General features: G+C 71.5%; 10 protein-coding genes. 8 read left to right on the plus strand and 2 right to left on the minus strand.

Annotated elements, in window-relative coordinates; genetic code table 11:
• Window position 1: 1 nt before the first annotated feature.
• Window positions 2–331 (minus strand): TfoX/Sxy family protein, encoded by a 330-nt coding sequence (locus GPZ80_RS13035; RefSeq protein ID WP_187220593.1) that lies wholly within the window; start codon window positions 329–331, stop codon window positions 2–4.
• 538 nt (window positions 332–869) lie between these two features.
• Between GPZ80_RS13035 and GPZ80_RS13040 the strand changes: the two genes are divergently transcribed.
• From GPZ80_RS13040 to GPZ80_RS13070, 7 genes are read left to right on the plus strand one after another with little or no spacing between them, the layout of a single operon-like run.
• Entirely contained in the window at window positions 870–2,231 is a 1,362-nt protein-coding gene (locus GPZ80_RS13040; protein ID WP_312880289.1) for an FAD-dependent oxidoreductase, read from the plus strand.
• The gene (locus GPZ80_RS13045) at window positions 2,232–2,918 is read left to right on the plus strand and encodes a DUF6875 domain-containing protein (protein WP_187220594.1); all 687 of its coding nucleotides are present in this window, start codon (window positions 2,232–2,234) and stop codon (window positions 2,916–2,918) included.
• On the plus strand, window positions 2,915–6,082 hold the full coding sequence (locus GPZ80_RS13050) for a non-ribosomal peptide synthetase (RefSeq protein ID WP_187220595.1): 3,168 nt from the start codon (window positions 2,915–2,917) through the stop codon (window positions 6,080–6,082). Before GPZ80_RS13045 ends, GPZ80_RS13050 begins: the two co-directional genes overlap by 4 nt.
• The gene (locus GPZ80_RS13055) at window positions 6,079–10,419 is read left to right on the plus strand and encodes a non-ribosomal peptide synthetase (RefSeq protein WP_187220596.1); all 4,341 of its coding nucleotides are present in this window, start codon (window positions 6,079–6,081) and stop codon (window positions 10,417–10,419) included. Before GPZ80_RS13050 ends, GPZ80_RS13055 begins: the two co-directional genes overlap by 4 nt.
• Window positions 10,416–11,753: an MFS transporter gene (locus tag GPZ80_RS13060; RefSeq protein ID WP_187220597.1), complete on the plus strand. Its 1,338-nt coding sequence runs from the start codon at window positions 10,416–10,418 to the stop codon at window positions 11,751–11,753. Before GPZ80_RS13055 ends, GPZ80_RS13060 begins: the two co-directional genes overlap by 4 nt.
• Window positions 11,731–15,804 carry a non-ribosomal peptide synthetase gene (locus tag GPZ80_RS13065; protein ID WP_187220598.1) on the plus strand — a complete coding sequence of 1,358 codons (4,074 nt, stop codon included), beginning with the start codon at window positions 11,731–11,733 and terminating at the stop codon, window positions 15,802–15,804. The genes GPZ80_RS13060 and GPZ80_RS13065 overlap by 23 nt, the downstream gene beginning before the upstream one ends.
• A gap of 10 nt (window positions 15,805–15,814) precedes the next feature.
• Window positions 15,815–16,003, plus strand: a complete 189-nt coding sequence (locus GPZ80_RS13070; protein ID WP_187220599.1) for an MbtH family protein — start codon at window positions 15,815–15,817, stop codon at window positions 16,001–16,003.
• Window position 16,004: 1 nt separating this feature from the next.
• Here GPZ80_RS13070 and GPZ80_RS13075 read toward each other — a convergent pair whose 3' ends face one another.
• The gene (locus GPZ80_RS13075) at window positions 16,005–17,156 is read right to left on the minus strand and encodes a glycoside hydrolase family 3 N-terminal domain-containing protein (protein WP_312880291.1); all 1,152 of its coding nucleotides are present in this window, start codon (window positions 17,154–17,156) and stop codon (window positions 16,005–16,007) included.
• 96 nt (window positions 17,157–17,252) lie between these two features.
• On the opposite strand from GPZ80_RS13075, the gene GPZ80_RS13080 reads away from it, so the two are divergent.
• Window positions 17,253–17,453 carry a hypothetical protein gene (locus tag GPZ80_RS13080; protein WP_091383092.1) on the plus strand — a complete coding sequence of 67 codons (201 nt, stop codon included), beginning with the start codon at window positions 17,253–17,255 and terminating at the stop codon, window positions 17,451–17,453.
• Window positions 17,454–17,466 lie beyond the last annotated feature (13 nt).

Below are 17,466 nucleotides of genomic sequence, written 5' to 3' on the forward strand. Positions count from 1 at the left end.
GTCATTTCGGCGGCAGCGAGCAGGCGTAGTCGACCCCGGTGTCGACCCAACGCCGCAGGTCGTCGTCCTCGGCGTGGGCTTCAGGGCCGACGAGCACCCAGCCCTTCATCGGCCTGCCGGTGAAGTCGAAGACCCGCACACCCGGTTCGGCGAGCGCCGCCTGGGCGTCCTCCGGGTCGAGCCGGACGATCAGGGCCTCCCCGAGGACGCCGACCGACATGTTGCCCTGGAACAAAAACGCCAGACCGCCGAACATCTTCTTCTCCACCATGCCGGGCAGTTCCGCGACCAGGTCCCGGACGCGGGTGGCGAGTCCTTCGTCGTAAGCCATGGGTCGAATGGTCCACCCGCGCCCACGCTGCCGCCAAGTGGACGCAGCACCGTGGACACTAGGCGGATACAACCGCCGCCCCCTCGCGCCCGACAACCCCTATTCCCTGAACCCCCTACGGCCATTCGGGTGAGATTTCAAGGTACTACCGGTCGGTAATTCGCGAATGGACGCATGCCGCCGATCAGGGATTGCTTTACACAGTCTTGTTCGAGAATTCGAAGGGACGACACTCCGCGTCGGAGTCATGACGGACCGCCACTGGGTTGCCACATTCAGCCCTAGGGTGAACTGGGGCTATACGGCCAAAAGGGGGAAATGGCGGCGGTCGGTGTACGTGGCCGAACCGTCGATGCTCTTCTTTCCCGAGCACGCGCCGGCGGGCGCTACGCCGAAAAGAGGAACGCGGATTCGATTCCTCGGACTAATGCGGATGTCTGTCCTTCGTGGATACTTCACCGGCAACCCCGGCCCCCGTACGGACGTCTGTTTCATTGGCGAAGCGAGGCGGGAATCCTTGTTCGAAAGGGAGTCGTAGGTGAGTGGTCTGTCCGACCGGGACGTAGTCATCGTGGGCGCGGGCCTGTCGGGGTGTCTCATGGCGGTGCTGCTGGCCCGCCGCGGCTGCCGCGTCCGGGTGTTCGAGCGGCGGTCGGACCCTCGATCCCGGGCGGCCGACCACGGGCGGTCCATCAACCTCGGTCTTTCCCGGCGCGGCATGACGGCGCTGCGTGCGGCCGGGCTGCTCGACGAGGTGCTCGCGCACGCGGCGCCGATGCGGGGGCGGGTCGTGCACCTGCCGGACGGGGGCCTCGGCTTCCAGCCCTACGGCACCAGTGACGACCAGATCCTGCGTTCGGTGCTGCGCAACGACTTGAACACGGTGCTGCTCGACGCCGCCGAGGCGATGCCCGGCGTCCGGTTCGAGTTCGACGCCAAGCTCACCGCGATGGACAAGAGCAAGGCCACCGTCGAGTGCCTCTTCCAGACCGCGGGCGGGGTGCGACGGGTCCTGTCCGAGACGGTGATCGGCTCCGACGGCGCCTTCTCCACCGTGCGCGCCCAGATGCACCGCGGCGAGCCCGCCGACTACCACCAGGAGTTCCTCCCCTGGGGCTACAAGGAACTGTCGATCGAGGCGGGCCCGCCGGATGAGCGGCGCACCGACCCGGAGGCGTTGCACGTGTGGCCCGCCGACGGCGGCCTCATCGTCGCGCATCCCAACGCCGACCGGTCGCTGACCGGCACCATCTTCCTGCCGCTGGCCGGGCCGGACAGCTTCGAGACGCTGCGCACCACCGAAGCGGTCTCATCGCTGCTGGCCGACCGGTTCCCGGATCTGCACAGGCTCGTGCCCGACGTCGTCGAGCAGTTCCTGAGCCAGCCGGTGGGCCACCTGGTGACCGTGCGGACCGCGCCGTGGCACCACGACGACCGCGTGGTGCTGCTGGGCGACGCCTGCCACGCGGTGTACCCGTTCTACGGGCAGGGTATGAACTCCGCGTTCGAGGACTGCGTGACCCTCGACGGCTGCCTCGACCGCAATCCCGACGACTGGGCCGCCGCTTTCGCCGAATACCAGGCGATCCGCAAGCCCAACACCGATGTCCTCGCGGACCTTTCGGCCGAGAACTTCATCGAGCTGCGCGACCGGCTGGCCTCGCCGCTGTTCCTCGCCCGCAAGAACGCCGACCTCGCGTTGAACCGGATCCTCGGCAACCGCTGGGTCCCGCTGTACACGATGATCTCGCACACCACCACGCCGTACGCGGACGCGCTTCGCCGCTCCCGCAGGCAGAACACCACGCTCGCCTGGCTGGCCGGGGCAGCCGCCACCGGGACCGCGGCCGCTGGCGCGGTCTTGCTCCGCAACCTCGCACGTCGCGTCAAGGGGAAGTAAATGCTGACCAGTCCTGGAGAACCCGCGAGAGTCCTGCTCGAGGTCGACGACATCGAGCAGAACCTGCTGCCCACGCGAATGGTCCCTTACGCCCCGCAGCTGCGCCTGATCCTCGACTGGGCGCGCCAATACCTGACCAGGCCGCACGAGAGCCTGGGCCGCAAGGGAAGCGTGTGCCCGTTCGTCCAGGCGTCGATCGACCGGCGCAAGTTCTACCTCACGGTCTTCCCCGGGCGTCCGGCCGACCCGTCGGACGTCGCGGCGGCGATGCTGCCGTACCGGGACTGGTTCCTGGAACTGGCGCCGCGCGGCCAGGGGACGGCTCAGCTGACCACGATCCTGGTGCTGTTCCCCGACCTCCGATCCGAGGACGTCGACGAGGTGATCGACGGTTCCCAGGAGACACTCAAGTCCGACTACGTGGACCGGGGTCTGATGATCGGCGAATTCCACGACGGGCCGCCGGACAAGGGCGGCCTGTGGAACCCGGACTTCCGACCGCTGCGCAGTCCCGTCCCGCTGCTGGCGATCCGGCACATGGTGCCCACGGACTTCGCCTTCCTGCGGGAAAGCCGCGGCCACGCACTCGCGTACCTGCGGCAGTTCGCCAGCCAGGTGCCCGCGACCGTCCGCGAGGCGATGGTGCACGCGCTGGTGCGCGACGAGCTGGAAGTGGGGACCCGGTGACGACGCACCCGCCGTCCTTCGGACAGCAGCGGCTGTGGTTCCTCGACCGGCTGCACCCGGCCTCCGCGCTGTACAACGTGCCCGCCGTGCTGCGGCTGACCGGTCCGCTCGACGTCGGCGCGCTGCGGCGTGGTCTCGACGAGGTCGTGCACAGGCACGGCGCGCTGCGCACGGTGTTCGCGGAGCGCGACGGCGGGCCGGTTCAGGTTGTGCTGCCCGATGCCCGGGCGGCGTTGACCGTGCTCGACGTGAGCGGTGAAAGCGAGGCTGAGAGCCGGATCCAGGCCGAGGCCCGGCGGCCGTTCGACCTGTCCACCGGACCTCTCATGCGGGTCCTTCTCCTGCGGCTGGCCGACGACGACCACTTCCTGATGTTCACCCTGCACCACATCATCTCCGACGGCTGGTCCCTGGCGGTCCTGCTCGACGAACTGGGCAGCGCCTACCGCGCGTTCCGTGTCGGCGAAGACCCCGCGCTGCCCGAACTGTCGTTGGAGTACGCGGAGTTCGCCGCCTGGCAGCGCGAGGAAGCCGCCGGACCGATGGGAGCCATGGCCCTGGACTACTGGGTCGAGCACCTGAGGGACGCGCCCCCGCTGCTGACCCTGCCCACCGACCGTCCCCGTCCGGCCGCCCAGGAATACCGCGGGCGGGTGCACGGCTTCGACCTGCCACCGACGCTCGCCGCCGGTCTGCGCAGCGCCACGCTCGCGCTGGGCGGAACGCTGTTCATGACGCTGCTCGCCGCCTACCAGGCCCTGCTTTCCCACTACAGCGGCCAAGACGACGTCGTCGTCGGCACCGCGGTCGGCGGCCGGTCCAGAGTGGACGCCGAACCGCTGATCGGCCTGTTCGTGAACACCGTGCCGCTGCGGACCTCCCTCGCGGGCAACCCCACGTTCCGGGAGCTGGTGTCCCGGGTCCGCGACGTGACGCTGGACGGCCTGAGCTACGCGGACCTGCCGCTGGAGCGGATCGTCGAGGCCCTGCACCCGGAGCGCGGCCTTGGCTACTCACCGGTGTTCCAGGTCCAGCTGACCTTGCAGAGCACCCGTCCCCCCACGCTGGATCTCGACGGCGTCGCCGTGTCCGAGCCGCGGTTCGTCACCGCCGACGTCGCCAAGTTCGACCTGACCCTGGCCGCCGCCGAGCGCGGCGACGACCTGCACGTCGACCTCGAGTACGACACGGCGCTGTTCGACGCCGCGACAGTCGAGCGGTTCGGCGAGCACTATGTGCGGTTCCTGTCCACTGTGGTCGCCGACCCGGACACCCGGATCCTCGACGTGCCGCTGCTCGACGCCGAGGAACAGCGGCGGGCCGTCGTCGACTGGAACGACACCGAACTGCCGCTCCCCGCGGGGACGGTGCTCGATTTGATCGCGGCCCAGGTCGCCCTGCGGCCCGACGCCGTGGCGGTGGAGGACAGCCGCCACTGCCTCACCTACGCCGAACTCGACGCGCGGGCGAACCGGGTCGGGCACGCGCTGTGCGCCGCCGGCGTCGGGCCGGAGGTTCCGGTCGCGCTGTGCGTCAGCCGTGGTGTCGACCTGCTTGTGGCCCTGCTTGGCGTGTGGAAGGCCGGTGGCGCCTACGTTCCGCTCGATCCGTCCTGGCCCGCCGACCGGCTGCGCTACATGCTGGCCAACGCGGCGGCCACGGTGGCCCTCGTCGACGAGTCCACCGCCGGGCTCGGGTTTCTCGACGGCATGACCACCGTCCGGATCGACGGCACCGGACAGGACACCGCGCCGGACGTGGACGTCGACGCCGACACTCTCGCCTACCTCATCTACACCTCCGGCTCGACCGGCAGGCCCAAGGGCATCGGGGTCCCGCACGCGGGCGTCCTCAACCACCTGGTCGCGTTCGACACGTTGCTGCGCCTGGACTCCGACGACGTGTGGGCCGCGGTGACCACCCTGTCGTTCGACCCGTCGGTGCTGGAACTGTTACTGCCGCTGTTGTGCGGCGCCAAGGTGGCGATGTTCGACACGATCGAGGCGGGCGAGCCCGCTTTGCTTCGGTCCCGGCTGGTCGAATCCGGCGCCACGGTGCTGCAGTCGACCCCATCGCGGTGGCGGCTGCTCCTCACCGCGGGCGACGTCCCGGCGTCGGTGCGGACGCGGCTGTGCGGCGGCGAGGAGCTGACCCCGGACCTCGCCCGGACGCTCGCCGCGGACGGCGCGACCCTGTGGAACGTCTACGGGCCGACGGAGGCCACGATCTGGGCGACCGCCACCAGGGTCACGGGCACTCCCCTGGAGATCGGTCCGCCGGTCGGCAATCTGCGCGTGTATGTGCTCGACAAGTCGCTGCGGCCGGTTCCGGTCGGTGTGGTCGGCGAGATCCACATCGGCGGTGTCGGTGTGGCGCGCGGCTATCACGGCCGCGGCGACCTGACCGCCGCCCAGTTCGTCCCCGACCCGTTCGGCGTGGGCTCGCGGCTCTACGCGACGGGCGACCTGGCACGCTACCGTCCCAACGGGACACTGGAGTTCCTCGGACGAGCCGACAACCAGGTCAAGATCCGGGGCTTCCGCATCGAGCTCGGCGAGATCGAGGCCGCCCTGCGGGCGTGTCCCCGCGTCGGCGAGGCGGTGGTCAAGGCGTGGGCGGGTGAACGCCTGGCCGCGTATGTGGAGTCCGATGACGACCCGGTGGCGCTGTGGGCGTCGATTCGCTCGCTGCTGGCCGAATCACTGCCGGACTACATGATCCCGGCAGCCCTGGTGGTGGTGGACGCTCTGCCGCTCACCCCGAACGAGAAAGTCGACCGGGGCAGGCTGGCGGAGCCCTCGTGGGACGAGTTGCGCACCGCCGACCGGGTGGCCCCACGCGACGCTGTCGAGCGCGCGCTCGCGGAGATCTGGCAAGACCTGCTGGAGGTGTCGGAAGTCGGCACGAACGACGACTTCTTCATCCTCGGCGGTCACTCGCTGCTCGCGGCCAAGATGCTCGCGGCCGTTCGGGAGCAGCTCTTGGTCGACGTGCCGATGCGGGTGGCGTTCGAGACGCGGACGATCGCGGGCTTCGCGGAAGCGTTGCGGCGGTACGAGAGCACGCCGGGCGCCGTCGATGAGGTGGCCGTGCTGCGCGCGGAGATCGCCGCGCTGCCGGACGACGAGGTGGCCGCCATGCTGGAGAACGGCGGTGTCCGGTGAGTGAGCGTGACCGGCTCTTCGCGATGCTCGCGGCGAAGCGTGGTTTGGCGGCGGCCCAGGGGATTCCGCGACGGGACCCGGCGCGTGTCGTGCCGCTGCTACCCGGGCAGCGGCAGCTGTGGTTCCTCGACCGGGTGGGCGCCACCGACGGCGTCTACACGATGTCGCAGGTGTGGCGGCTCTCCGGGGCGGTGTCCGTCACCGCCATCCAGCACGCGCTCGACGTGCTTCTCGCGCGGCACGAGGGGTTGCGGACCTCGTTCACCGAGGTGGACGGTGAGCCCGTCCAGCGGATCGCCGAGTGCTGCGTCGCTCCGCTGTCCGTTATGGACGGTGGAATGGCGGAGCTCGAAGCCGAGTCGCGGCGGCCGTTCGACCTGACGACGCCGCCGTTGCTGCGCGCGGTCCTGGTGCGGATCTCCGATGGCGAACACCTGTTCGCCCTGTGCGTGCACCACATCGTGTGTGACGGGCCGTCGCTGTCGATTCTGGTAGACGAGTTCAGCAGTCTTCTCGCGGGCGCGCAGCCTGCCGCGCGGGCGACGTCGGCGTGCGATTTCGCGGTGTGGCAGGCGGACCAGGCCGCGGACCTGACCGTCCACGCGCGGTACTGGGAGGAGCGGCTCGCGGGTGTGCCGACGCTGTTGGAGCTGCCGACCGATCGGCCGCGGCCGCCGGTGCAGAGCTACCGCGGCGCGAGTGTCCCGGTGTCGATCAAGGACGGCGAAGCGGTGTCGGCGTTCTGCCTGCGGGAAGGACTGACCGCCTTCCCGCTGCTGCTGGCGGCGTTCTCGATCGTTCTGGGCAAGCTCGCCCGAGCTGATGACGTGGTCGTCGGCGTCCCGATGCGCGACGACTCGAAGCTGTCGAACTGCGTTGGCATGCTCGCCAACACGGTCGCGATGCGCACCGAGTTGTCGGGCGACCCGACTGTCCGGGCGGTGCTCGACCGGGCGCGGCAGGACGCCGTGGACGCCCTGGAGCACCAGGGCTACCCGTGGGAACTGGTCGCCCGGGCGGTGGCGCCGCAGCCGGATCTCAGCCACAACCCGGTGTTCCAGGCGATGTTCGTGCTGAACCCGCCCGGCCATTCGGTGTCGGTGCCCGGACTGGCCGCCGAGCCGGTCGAGCCGGAGTCGGCCACGGCCCGGTTCGACCTCACGCTGGCCCTGGCGCAGGAAGGCTCCCGGTTCGAGGGCCACCTCGACTACGCGACGGACCTGTTCGACGCGGGCACGGTGGCCCGCATCGCCGAGTACTTCACCCGGGCGGTGGCCGCGATCACCGCCGACCCCGACCAGCGGGTCGGCGACGTCGATCTCCTCACCGACCACGAGTGGTCGCTGATCCGCTCGGGCGGGCATCCGGCGGCCCCAGCGCCCTTTGCCGCCCGATGCGTCACCGAGCTGATCGCCCGGCAGGCACGGCGGACGCCGGACGCGCCCGCCGTGCTCGACGGCGACGACGTGCTCAGCTACGCCGAGTTGACCGAGCGAGCCAACGCGCTGGCCTGGCGATTGCGGGAATGCGGTGTGGGCCCGGAGTCGCTGGTGGCGATGGCGGCCCCGGCCGGTCCGGCGGCGGTCGTCGCCCTCGTCGGGATCCACGCCGCGGGCGGCGCCTACCTGCCGCTCGACCCGGCCCACCCAGCCGACCGGCTTGCCGCGCTGCTCGCCGACGCGGGAGTCACGGTGCTGGTCACCGACCGCGCGGACCGGGTGGCGTTCGACGGGACCGTCCTGGTCGTCGGTGTCGAACGGCGGGACGCGCCGCCGCCCACCGAACTCGGCCCGGACAACCTCGCCTACGTCATCTACACCTCCGGCTCCACCGGCGCGCCCAAGGGCGTCGCCGTCCAGCACGGCACGGTCGCCAACCTGGCGCGGGCGTTCGTCGACGTGCACGGTTTCGGCCCCGGTGAGCGGGTCCTGATGATCCCGCCGCTGACCTTCGACGCCTCCGTCGGCGATGTCTTCCCCGCCCTCATCAGCGGCGCTTCGCTGGTCGCCTGCCCGGACCCGGCAGCCCTGTCCGGCGCGGACGTGCTGCGGTGGTGCGCCGAACAGAACCTCACGATGGTCGACACCGCCGCGCCGCTGTGGCGCAAGTGGGTGGACGACCTCGCGGTCACCGGGGTTCCCGGGCCGTCGCCGCTGCGGGCGATGATGGTGGGCGGCGACACCGTCGCGGTGAGTGCCGTGCGGGAGTGGGCGGCGATGACCGGCGCGGCTATGTTCAACCACTACGGGCCGACCGAGGCGACCGTGTGCGCGACCACATACCGCACCGACGACGGCGACTTGACCGCCACCCGGCTGCCCATCGGTCGACCGCTGCCGCACGTCCGGGCCTACGTCGTCGACGAGCGGCTGCGGCCGGTGCCGGTCGGTGTGCCCGGCGAGCTGTGCCTGGGTGGGGACGCCCTGGCACGCGGCTACCTCGGGCGCGGGGACCTCACCGCGGAGCGGTTCGCGCCGGATCCGTTCGGGGAACCGGGATCCCGGCTCTACCGCACGGGCGACCTGGTCCGGTGGGGGCCGGACCAGGAGTTGGAGTTCCTCGGCCGGGTGGACCGGCAGGTCAAGGTCCGGGGACACCGGATCGAGCCCGCCGAGATCGAGGCCGTGTGCCGCAGGCACCCAGCTGTCACCGACGCGCTGGTCGTGGCCCGCACCGATGAGTCCACTGGGGACAGACGACTGGTCGGGTACCTGGTGCCCGCCGGGGACGAACCTGATCCCGGCGAGTTGCGGGCGTTCCTGCGCGCGGCGCTGCCGGAGTACCTGGTGCCCGGGGAGTTCGTCGTCGTCCCCGAGTTCCCGCTGACCGGCAACGGGAAGCTCGACCACGCCGCGCTGCCCGCACCCGCCCGCACCGCGTCGGCCTACGTCGAGCCGAGCACCGACACCGGTAAGGCGCTCGCGGCCGAGTGGGGCAGGCTGCTCGATCGCGACCGCGTGGGTGAGCACGACAACTTCTTCGAGCTGGGCGGGCACTCGCTGCTCGCGGCCCGGATGATCACTCGGGTCCGGGTGGCGCTCGGCGTCGACCTCCCCCTGCGGGCGGTGTTCGAGTCGGCGACACTCGGCGCGCTGGCCGCCGCGATCGACGAGCACACGGCCGCGCCCACGATCGACCTGTGGGCGGAGGCGACGCTGCCGGAGGATGCCCGCCCGGTTGGTCCGTCGCCCGAGGAGATCGCGCGGGCGGTGGAGTCCGCGGCCGATCCGCGCGCGGTGCTGCTGACCGGCGCGACCGGCTTCCTCGGCAGCCACCTGCTCGCCGACGCCCTGCGCCACACCGACGCGCAACTGTTCTGCCTGGTGCGCGCCCGCGACGAGGCGGACGCGATGGCCCGGATCGAGCGGACCCTGCGCGGCTACCAGCGGTGGCGGCCCGAGTTCGCCCACCGGATCGTCGCGGTGCCCGGCGACCTGGCCGCACCCAGGCTCGGCCTGTCACCGCGGCGGTTCGACGCGCTCGCCGCGGAGATCGACCTCATCCACCACTGCGGCGGGCAGGTCAGCTTCGCCCAGCCCTACGCCGACCTCAGGGCCGCCAACGTGTCCGGCACCGTCGAGGTGCTGCGGCTGGCGTGCCTGCACCGGCTGACCCCGGTCCAGTTCGTCTCGACCCTGGGCGTCTATCCGCTGCACCTGCCCGGGGTCGTCACCGAGGACACCGCGCCGGACCAGCCCGAACACCTCGACCGGGGCTACGAGCAGACGAAGTGGGTGGCCGACACCCTGGTCCGCGCCGCCCGTGCCGCCGGGCTGCCGGTGTCGGTCCACCGTCCGGCGCGGGTGACCGGGGACAGCCGCACCGGCATCGGGCCCGTCGAGGACCTGTTCGGCCGCGAGTTGCGGACGGTCGCCATGCTCGGAGTGCTGCCGGATGTGGACGACGAGGAGGACATGGCGCCGGTCGACCACGTCGCCGCGGCCATCGGCTGGCTGTCGCGGCGGCCGTCGAGCTATGGCGCGGACTTCCACTTCCACAACGGCCGCACGATCCGCTCGACGGTCGTCGCGGACACGTTGCGGGACTTCGGCTACCCGGTCCGCGCCCTGCCCTATGACCAGTGGCGCGCCGAACTGCTGACCCGGGCGGCGGATTCGGGTGATCCGTCGCTGGTCGCGATCGCGGCGGTCGCGGGACCGACCCCGGACCGGCGGAACCGCCTCTTCGACTGCACAGCGACCGAACGCAGGCTGGCCGAAGCGGGTTTGCGCTGCCCACCGGCCGACCCCGACCTGCTGCGCCGCTACCTCGACCACTACGTCCGGGCGGGCCACCTGCCCGCGCCGGACCTCGTCCCCGGCGGAGGCCGCGCATGACCACCACCACCGAGGGGCTAGGTCGCTTCGTCGCGATCTGGGTCGGGCAGTTGGTGTCGCTGGCGGGCACCGCCGTCACCGGGTTCGTGCTGGGTGTGTGGGTGTACCAGCTCACCGGCTCAGCCACCCAGTTCAGCCTGATCATGCTGGTCGAAGCCATCGCGGCGATCTCCGTCGCGCCACTGGCGGGCGCGGTCGCGGACCGGGTCGACCGGCGCTGGACACTGGTCGCGAGTGACGTGGTCGCCGCGGCGGTGACGGCCGTGCTGCTCACGCTCGTCACGGCGGGCGGCCTTCAGGTGTGGCAGGTCTACCCGATCTCCGCGGTCGCGGCGATGTGCGCGACGTTCCGCATGGTCACCTTCACCACGATGCTGCCGCTGCTGGTGCCCGAACAGCACCTGAGCCGCGCCAACGGGCTCGCCCAGGCGGGAATGGCGGTGCAGATCTCCGCTCCGCTCGCCGCGGGGGTGCTGCTGGCCACGGTCGGCCTCCGCGGCGTGGTGCTCATCGACCTGTTCACCTACGGCGTCGCCCTCGCGATCACCGTCTCGCTCGCCCTGCCCGAGCGGGCCGTGCGACCACAGCCGCGAGAGCACGCCGAGCGCGACGGGGCGATGGCCGAGTTGCGCGGCGGCTGGACCGAGCTGCGGAGGCGGTCCGGTCTGGGCACGCTGCTCCTTGTCCTGGGCGCGTTCGACTTCGCGTTCGGGCTGGCGGGGGTCCTGGTGCAGCCGCTTATCCTGACCTTCGCCGGACCGTCCACCCTGGGCGTGCTGATGTTCGCGGGCGGTGGCGGCATGCTGCTCGGCAGCGCGGTGATGAGCGTGTGGGGCGGACCGAAACGCCGGATCACCGGTGTCTCGGCGTTCCTGGCGATCGGCGGCGTGGCCCTCGCGCTGCACTCGCTGGCCCCCTCGGCGCTGCTCATCGGCATTCTGGCGCCCGCCTTCCTGTTCACCCTGCCGGTGATCACCGGCTGCACGATGTCGCTGCTACAGACCAAAGTGGACCCGAGCACGCTGGGCCGGGTCATGGCGAGCGTGCGGATGGTGTCGCAGGGCGCGACCGCGATCGCCTACGCCGTGGCCGGTCCCCTGGCTGACCAGGTCTTCGAACCGATGCTCGCCCCGGGCGGCGCCTTGGCCGACAGCGTCGGCGGGGTGATCGGCACCGGGCCCGGGCGCGGCATCGCGCTCATCTTCGTGATCACCGGCGCGGTCCTGCTAGTGCTGGCCGCCGCCATGGCCTCGCCGCGGCTGCGCGCCGTCGACGGCCTTCCCGATCTGCTGCACACCAAAGGGGAATCCGATGTTGAACTTGCCGCGGGCTGAGCACCGCGCCTTCGCGGAGAACGACGCGCCCGGGCCGCACCTCGACGTCCTGCACGCGTTGTCCTACCGGGTGGCGGGAACCGCGCTTCGTCTCGGGATCTTCGAGCACCTGACCGACGAGCCGCGTGCCGCCGAGGATCTGGCGGCGGCGATCGGCGGCGACCCGCGTGGGACACGGGTGCTGCTCGACGCGCTGGTCGGTTTCGAGTACGCGGTGCGCGACGACTCCGGCTACCGCGCCGCCCCCGGCGCGAAGTGGCTGGGCACGGGATACCGCACTGTGTTCTCCTTCTGGCACCGCGTCCTGTTCGACCAGTGGCGCGACCTTGAACGGTCCATTGTGGAGGGCAAGCCCGCGGTCGACTTCTACGGCTGGCTCGACGCCGATCCCGAGGCTCTCGGCGAGTTCCAGTCGATGCTGGGTGAACTGGCCGACGCCGTCATCCCCGGCCTCCCCCTGTCGCTGCCCACCGCCCGTCGCCTGCTCGACGTCGGCGGCGGCCACGCGCGCTACGCCACCGCGTTCTGCCAGGCCAACCCCGACCTGTGGGCGACCGTGCTGGACCTGCCCGGCACGCTGGACGCCGGCCGCGCCCACGCCGCCGCGCTGGGCGGCCGAGTCGAGTTCCGCGAGGGTGACTGGCTGACCGACGACCTCGGCGCGGACCATGACGTCGTGCTGCTGTTCAACGTCCTGCACTGCCTGGCCCCCGACCGCGCCCGCGACCTGATCCGCCGCGTCGGCGAAGCGGCTGCCGCGGGTGCGACCGTGCTGATCCTTGAGGAGACGCCGGAGATCTCCCCGGAGGCGGGCGGCACCGGGGCGGCCTGGGTGCCGATGTTCAGCCTCAACCTGTTCCACACCCAGGGTGGCCAGATCCACACCGAAGCCCAGCTCACCGAGTGGCTGACCGAGGCCGGGTTCGGCGACGTCTCGGTCGCACCCGTCCCGGCGGCGCCGACGTTCCGGCTGTACTCGGCCACCAGGGGCGCACGACGGTGGCAGCCGACGGCCGCGCAGCGACAGATGCTCGCGTTCCACGAGCTCTTCCCGAGTTCCACCTGGCACAACGTCCCGCTCTACGCGCGGATCACCGGCCCTCTCGACACCCACGCGCTGCGCGAGTCGCTGCGGCGCTGCGTCTCCCGCCACGATTCGCTGCGCACCAGGTACGCGCCGGACGGCACCGCGGAGGTCACCGAGGTCGCCCCGGTCCTGACCGAAGTGGACCTCACCGGGCAGGGTGAGGCGGCGGTCGCGGCGCTGCGCGACCGAGAACTGCGCACCCCGTTCGACCTCGCCCAGGGCCCGCCGATGCGCGCGACCCTGGCCCGGCTCTCCGCCGAGGAACACGAGCTGATCCTGGTCACCCACCACATCGCCATCGACGGCTACTCACTTCCGCTGCTGCAGCGCGACCTCCTGGCCGGCTACGGCGACCCCGGCAGCGAGACCGATGGACCGCGGTATTCGGAGTTCGCCCTGCGGCACAACGACTCCGCGATCGACGACGAGCAACTCTCCTTCTGGCTCAGCGAACTGGCGAACCCGCCGGACCGGATGGTGCTGCCGTTCGCGGCGAGCACCGCCGACCCGGGCCTGGCCGCGGACCTGGTGGCCTTCGCCGTGCCAGACGAGGTGTCGACCGCCGTCCGGGAGCTGGCCAGGCAGCAGCGGTCCAGCCCGTTCATGGTGCTGCTGAGCGCTTTCGGAGTCCTGCTGAGCCGCTACAGCGGGGCGACGGACCTGGTGATCGGCACGCCCGTCGCCGGACGCGACCACGCCGGAACCGAGGACCTGGTCGGCTGCCTGGTGAACATGGTTCCGCTACGGATGCGGCTGGCCGACGCGGCCACATGGTCGGACGTGCTGACCGTGGTCCGGTCGGCCGCGTTGGACGCCTTCGACCATGTCGACGTGCCGTTCGCCCATGTGGTCGACCAACTCGCCCCCGTGCGGTCGGCGAACATCCACCCGGTTTTCCAGGTCGCCTTCGCCGCGCCGCCCGCACTGGCCGCACCATCCACAGTGGATGGTGTGCGGTTCGCGTTCGCCGACGGAACAAGCACCGAGTCGCTCTTCGACATCGAGGTCCAGGTCATCGACGAGGGCGACGCGATGCGCGGCTACCTCAAGTACCGCGGCGCACTGTTCTCGCGTGCGCACATGACCGGCCTCGTCGACCACTTCCTGCACCTGGCAGGCCAACTCGCCGAGGCGCCCGAGGCGGCGCTCGCCGACGTGTCGCTGCTGCGGCCCGAGCAGTGGCGCCGGGCGGTCGTCGAGTGGAACGACACCCACACGGACTACCCGCGCGAGGCCGGCCTGGTCGCGCTGGTGGAAGCACAGGTCGACGCCACGCCGGACGCCGTCGCCGCGGTCTACGGCGACGAGACACTCACGTACCGCGAACTGGACGAGCGCGCCAACCGGTTGGCACATCACCTGCGGGACAAGGGGATCAGTGCGGAGAGCAAGGTCGGCCTCTGCCTGGAGTTCCGGGCGGACTGGGTGGTCGCCGCGCTCGCCGTGCTGAAGGCGGGTGGTGCCTACGTGCCGCTCGACCCCGCCTACCCGGCGTCGCGGCTGGACCTCATGTGCGCGGACAGCGGGGTCGAGGTCGTGCTGGCGCACGAGAGTCTGCGCGACCGGGTCACCGGCCCGGTGATCATCCTCGACGGCGGCCTGACCGGGCCGACCACGCGCCTGGACATCGCGGTGGGCGCCGACAACCTGGCGTACGTCATGTACACGTCCGGCTCGACCGGCAGGCCGAAGGGTGTCGCCGTCACCCACCGCAACATCGTTCGGCTCGTCCGTGACACCGACTATGTCCACTTCGGACCTGATGACGCCGTTGCGCAGGCGTCGAACCTGTCGTTCGACGCGGCCACCTTCGAACTGTGGGGCCCGCTGTGCGCGGGCGCGCGAATCGTCGGCGTGCCGAAGGACGACCTGCTCTCGGCCCCGGCGCTGGGCAAGGCGCTGCGGGACAACGGGATCACCATCATGTTCCTGACCACGACGTTGGCCAGGCAACTCGCGGCCGAGGCCCCGGAGACGTTCGCGTCGCTGCGTCTGCTGCTCGTCGGCGGCGAGCAGGCCGACACCACCATGATCCACCGGCTGGTCGGGATCGACGGGCCGCGGGTGCGCAACATCTACGGGCCGACGGAGACGACCACGTTCGCCCTGTCCTGGCCCGCACTCATCGAGAACGCCGCGGACGCCGACGTGGTGCCCATCGGCAGGCCGATCGCGAACAGCACCGCCTACGTCCTCGACGACCACCTGCGGCCGGTCGCGCCCGGTCTGGTCGGCGAGATCTTCCTCGGCGGCGACGGCGTGGCCCGCGGCTACGTCGGCCGGGCCGACCTCACCGCCGAGCGCTTCGTGCCCGACCCGTTCGGCGCCGCGGGGTCGCGGCTCTACCGCACCGGCGACCTGGGCCGATACCGGGCAGACGGCCTGATCGAGTGCCTCGGGCGAATCGACCGGCAGGTGAAGATCCGGGGCTTCCGGATCGAGCCGGGCGAGGTCGAGGACTGCGTGCGCGAGACCGGGCGGGCCAAGCACGTCACCGTCCAAGTGCGACAGACCGACGACGGGGACGCCATGCTGGTGGGCTATGTCGTGCCCGCCGACCCGGCCGCGTCGATGGCCGACCTGCGCGAGGAACTGCGGCGGCGGCTGCCCGAGTACCTCGTCCCCACCACCCTGATCGCGATGGAAGCCCTGCCGGTCAACGCGAACGGCAAACTCGACATCGCCGCTCTGCCTGACCCACTGGCCCAGGCGACCGCGGCACACGCGGAACCGACCAGTGAGACCGAGCGGGTCGTGCGCGCCATCTGGCGTGAGGTGCTGGGCAACCCGGACATCGGCGTGCACGACGACTTCTTCGTCCTCGGCGGCCACTCCATCAAGGCGGGCCAGGTCGTGACCCGCCTCCGCGCCGAACTCAGGGTCCCCGTGTCCCTTCGGCTGCTGTTCGACAACCCGACGGTGGCGTCTCTGGCCGCCGCCCTTCCGCACCCCGTCTCACACTGAGGAAGAGCGAATGGATACCGACTACAAGGTCGTCGTCAACGACGAGGAGCAGTACTCGATCTGGCCCGCGGCCAAGGAGAACGCGGCGGGTTGGCGCGACGAAGGAACCCAGGGGAGCAAGGAGGTCTGCCTGGCCCACATCCAGGAAGTGTGGACCGATCTGCGCCCCCGCAGCCTCCGGGAACGCATGTCGCGGTGAGTCAGCACGCGGACTTGGCGGCCAGCACCCGTTCGAGGGCTTCGGTGACCCGGCTCTCGGCGAGTTCGCCGTCGCGCAGGGCCGCTTCGAGCCGGTCGAGCACCTCGGTCAGTCGCACGCCGGAGGACCAGAAGGGGATGTCCACGCCCGCCTGGAGCGCGAGCAGCACGGCTTCCGGCAGGTCGTAGCGGTCCGAGACGGCGCGCATCCCGCCGAGGTCGTCGGTGACCGTCAGGCCGCCGAACCGCAGGTCGTCGCGCAACAGTCGGTAGGCGGACGGGTGCAGCGACGCGGGGACACCGTCGGTGAGCCCGGGGACGTCGAGGTGGCCGAACATGACCGCCACCGGCCCGGCCTTGGGCAACTCGCGGTACGGGTGCAGGTCGCCGCCCAGGTCGGCCAGGGCCGGGGTGCGCACGGCCGCCTTGTGGGAGTCGCCGGATCCATGGCCATGACCGGGAAAGTGCTTGAGGACCGGCAGCAGCCCGCCGTCGCGCAGTCCGTCGGCGAACGCGCCCGCGTAGCGGGTGGCCGTGGCCGGGTCGTCGCTGAACGACCGGTCGCCGATCACCGTCGGCCCCGGCGCCGCGCTGAGGTCGACCACCGGGGCGAAGTCGAGGGTGATCCCCCTGGCGCGCATCCGGCCCGCCCGGTCGCGGGCCAGCACGCGGACCTGCCCCTCGGTCATCGTCCGCGCCATGTCCCGGGCGCTGGGCAGGTCGCCGTCGAGCCGGTCGAGGCGCTGCACCCGACCGCCCTCGTCGTCCACGGCCACCGTCAGCGGCAGCACGGCCGCCGAAGTCACCTCGGCCAGTCGCCCGCCGACCAGCATCTCGGTGGCCTCACCACCGAGGAAGATCCCCCCGACCTGCGCGTCGCGCACCGCGGCGAGCGCCTGACCCGGCCCGGACGGGTCCACCCCGATGATCAGCAACTGCGCGAGCCGCGCCCGTGGCGCCATCTCGGCGATCCGCCACAGACACGGCCTTGGCTCCGCCCCGGCCGGAACGAGCCGGGCGGCGGTCGACACCTGGGCCACCGGTGTGCCCGGCACCTGGTCCGGCCCAGGCAGGAGCGTGGCGACGATCCCGCCGAGGGCGATCGCCACCAGGATCCGGCGCAGCCCGCGCCTGCCCAGCCCGCTTGAAGCCACCCGGCATTGTCACCCGCGCCACCCCCTCACACCAGCGCGGTCACCCGAGGGGTGAAAGGATCGCGGGGCCGCCACCACCCGCCAGAGGAGCCCACCTTGGACGAGGACGACGAGGACGACGACCTGGAAGTCCCCGCCGAGGTGCACACGGTGTGCCAGTACTGCGGTGGCGGCGGCATGGTCGCCGACCCGAAACTCGCGATGATCGGCGGCAGTCCCCGCAACGTGGACAACGGCAGGCCGTGCCCGCACTGCGAAACCGTGGGCCACTTCCCGGGAATCATCCCGCCGGTCTGACTCCGGCCGTCTC

The sequence above is a fragment of the Actinokineospora xionganensis genome (assembly GCF_014323725.1).
Classification (GTDB): domain Bacteria; phylum Actinomycetota; class Actinomycetes; order Mycobacteriales; family Pseudonocardiaceae; genus Actinokineospora; species Actinokineospora xionganensis.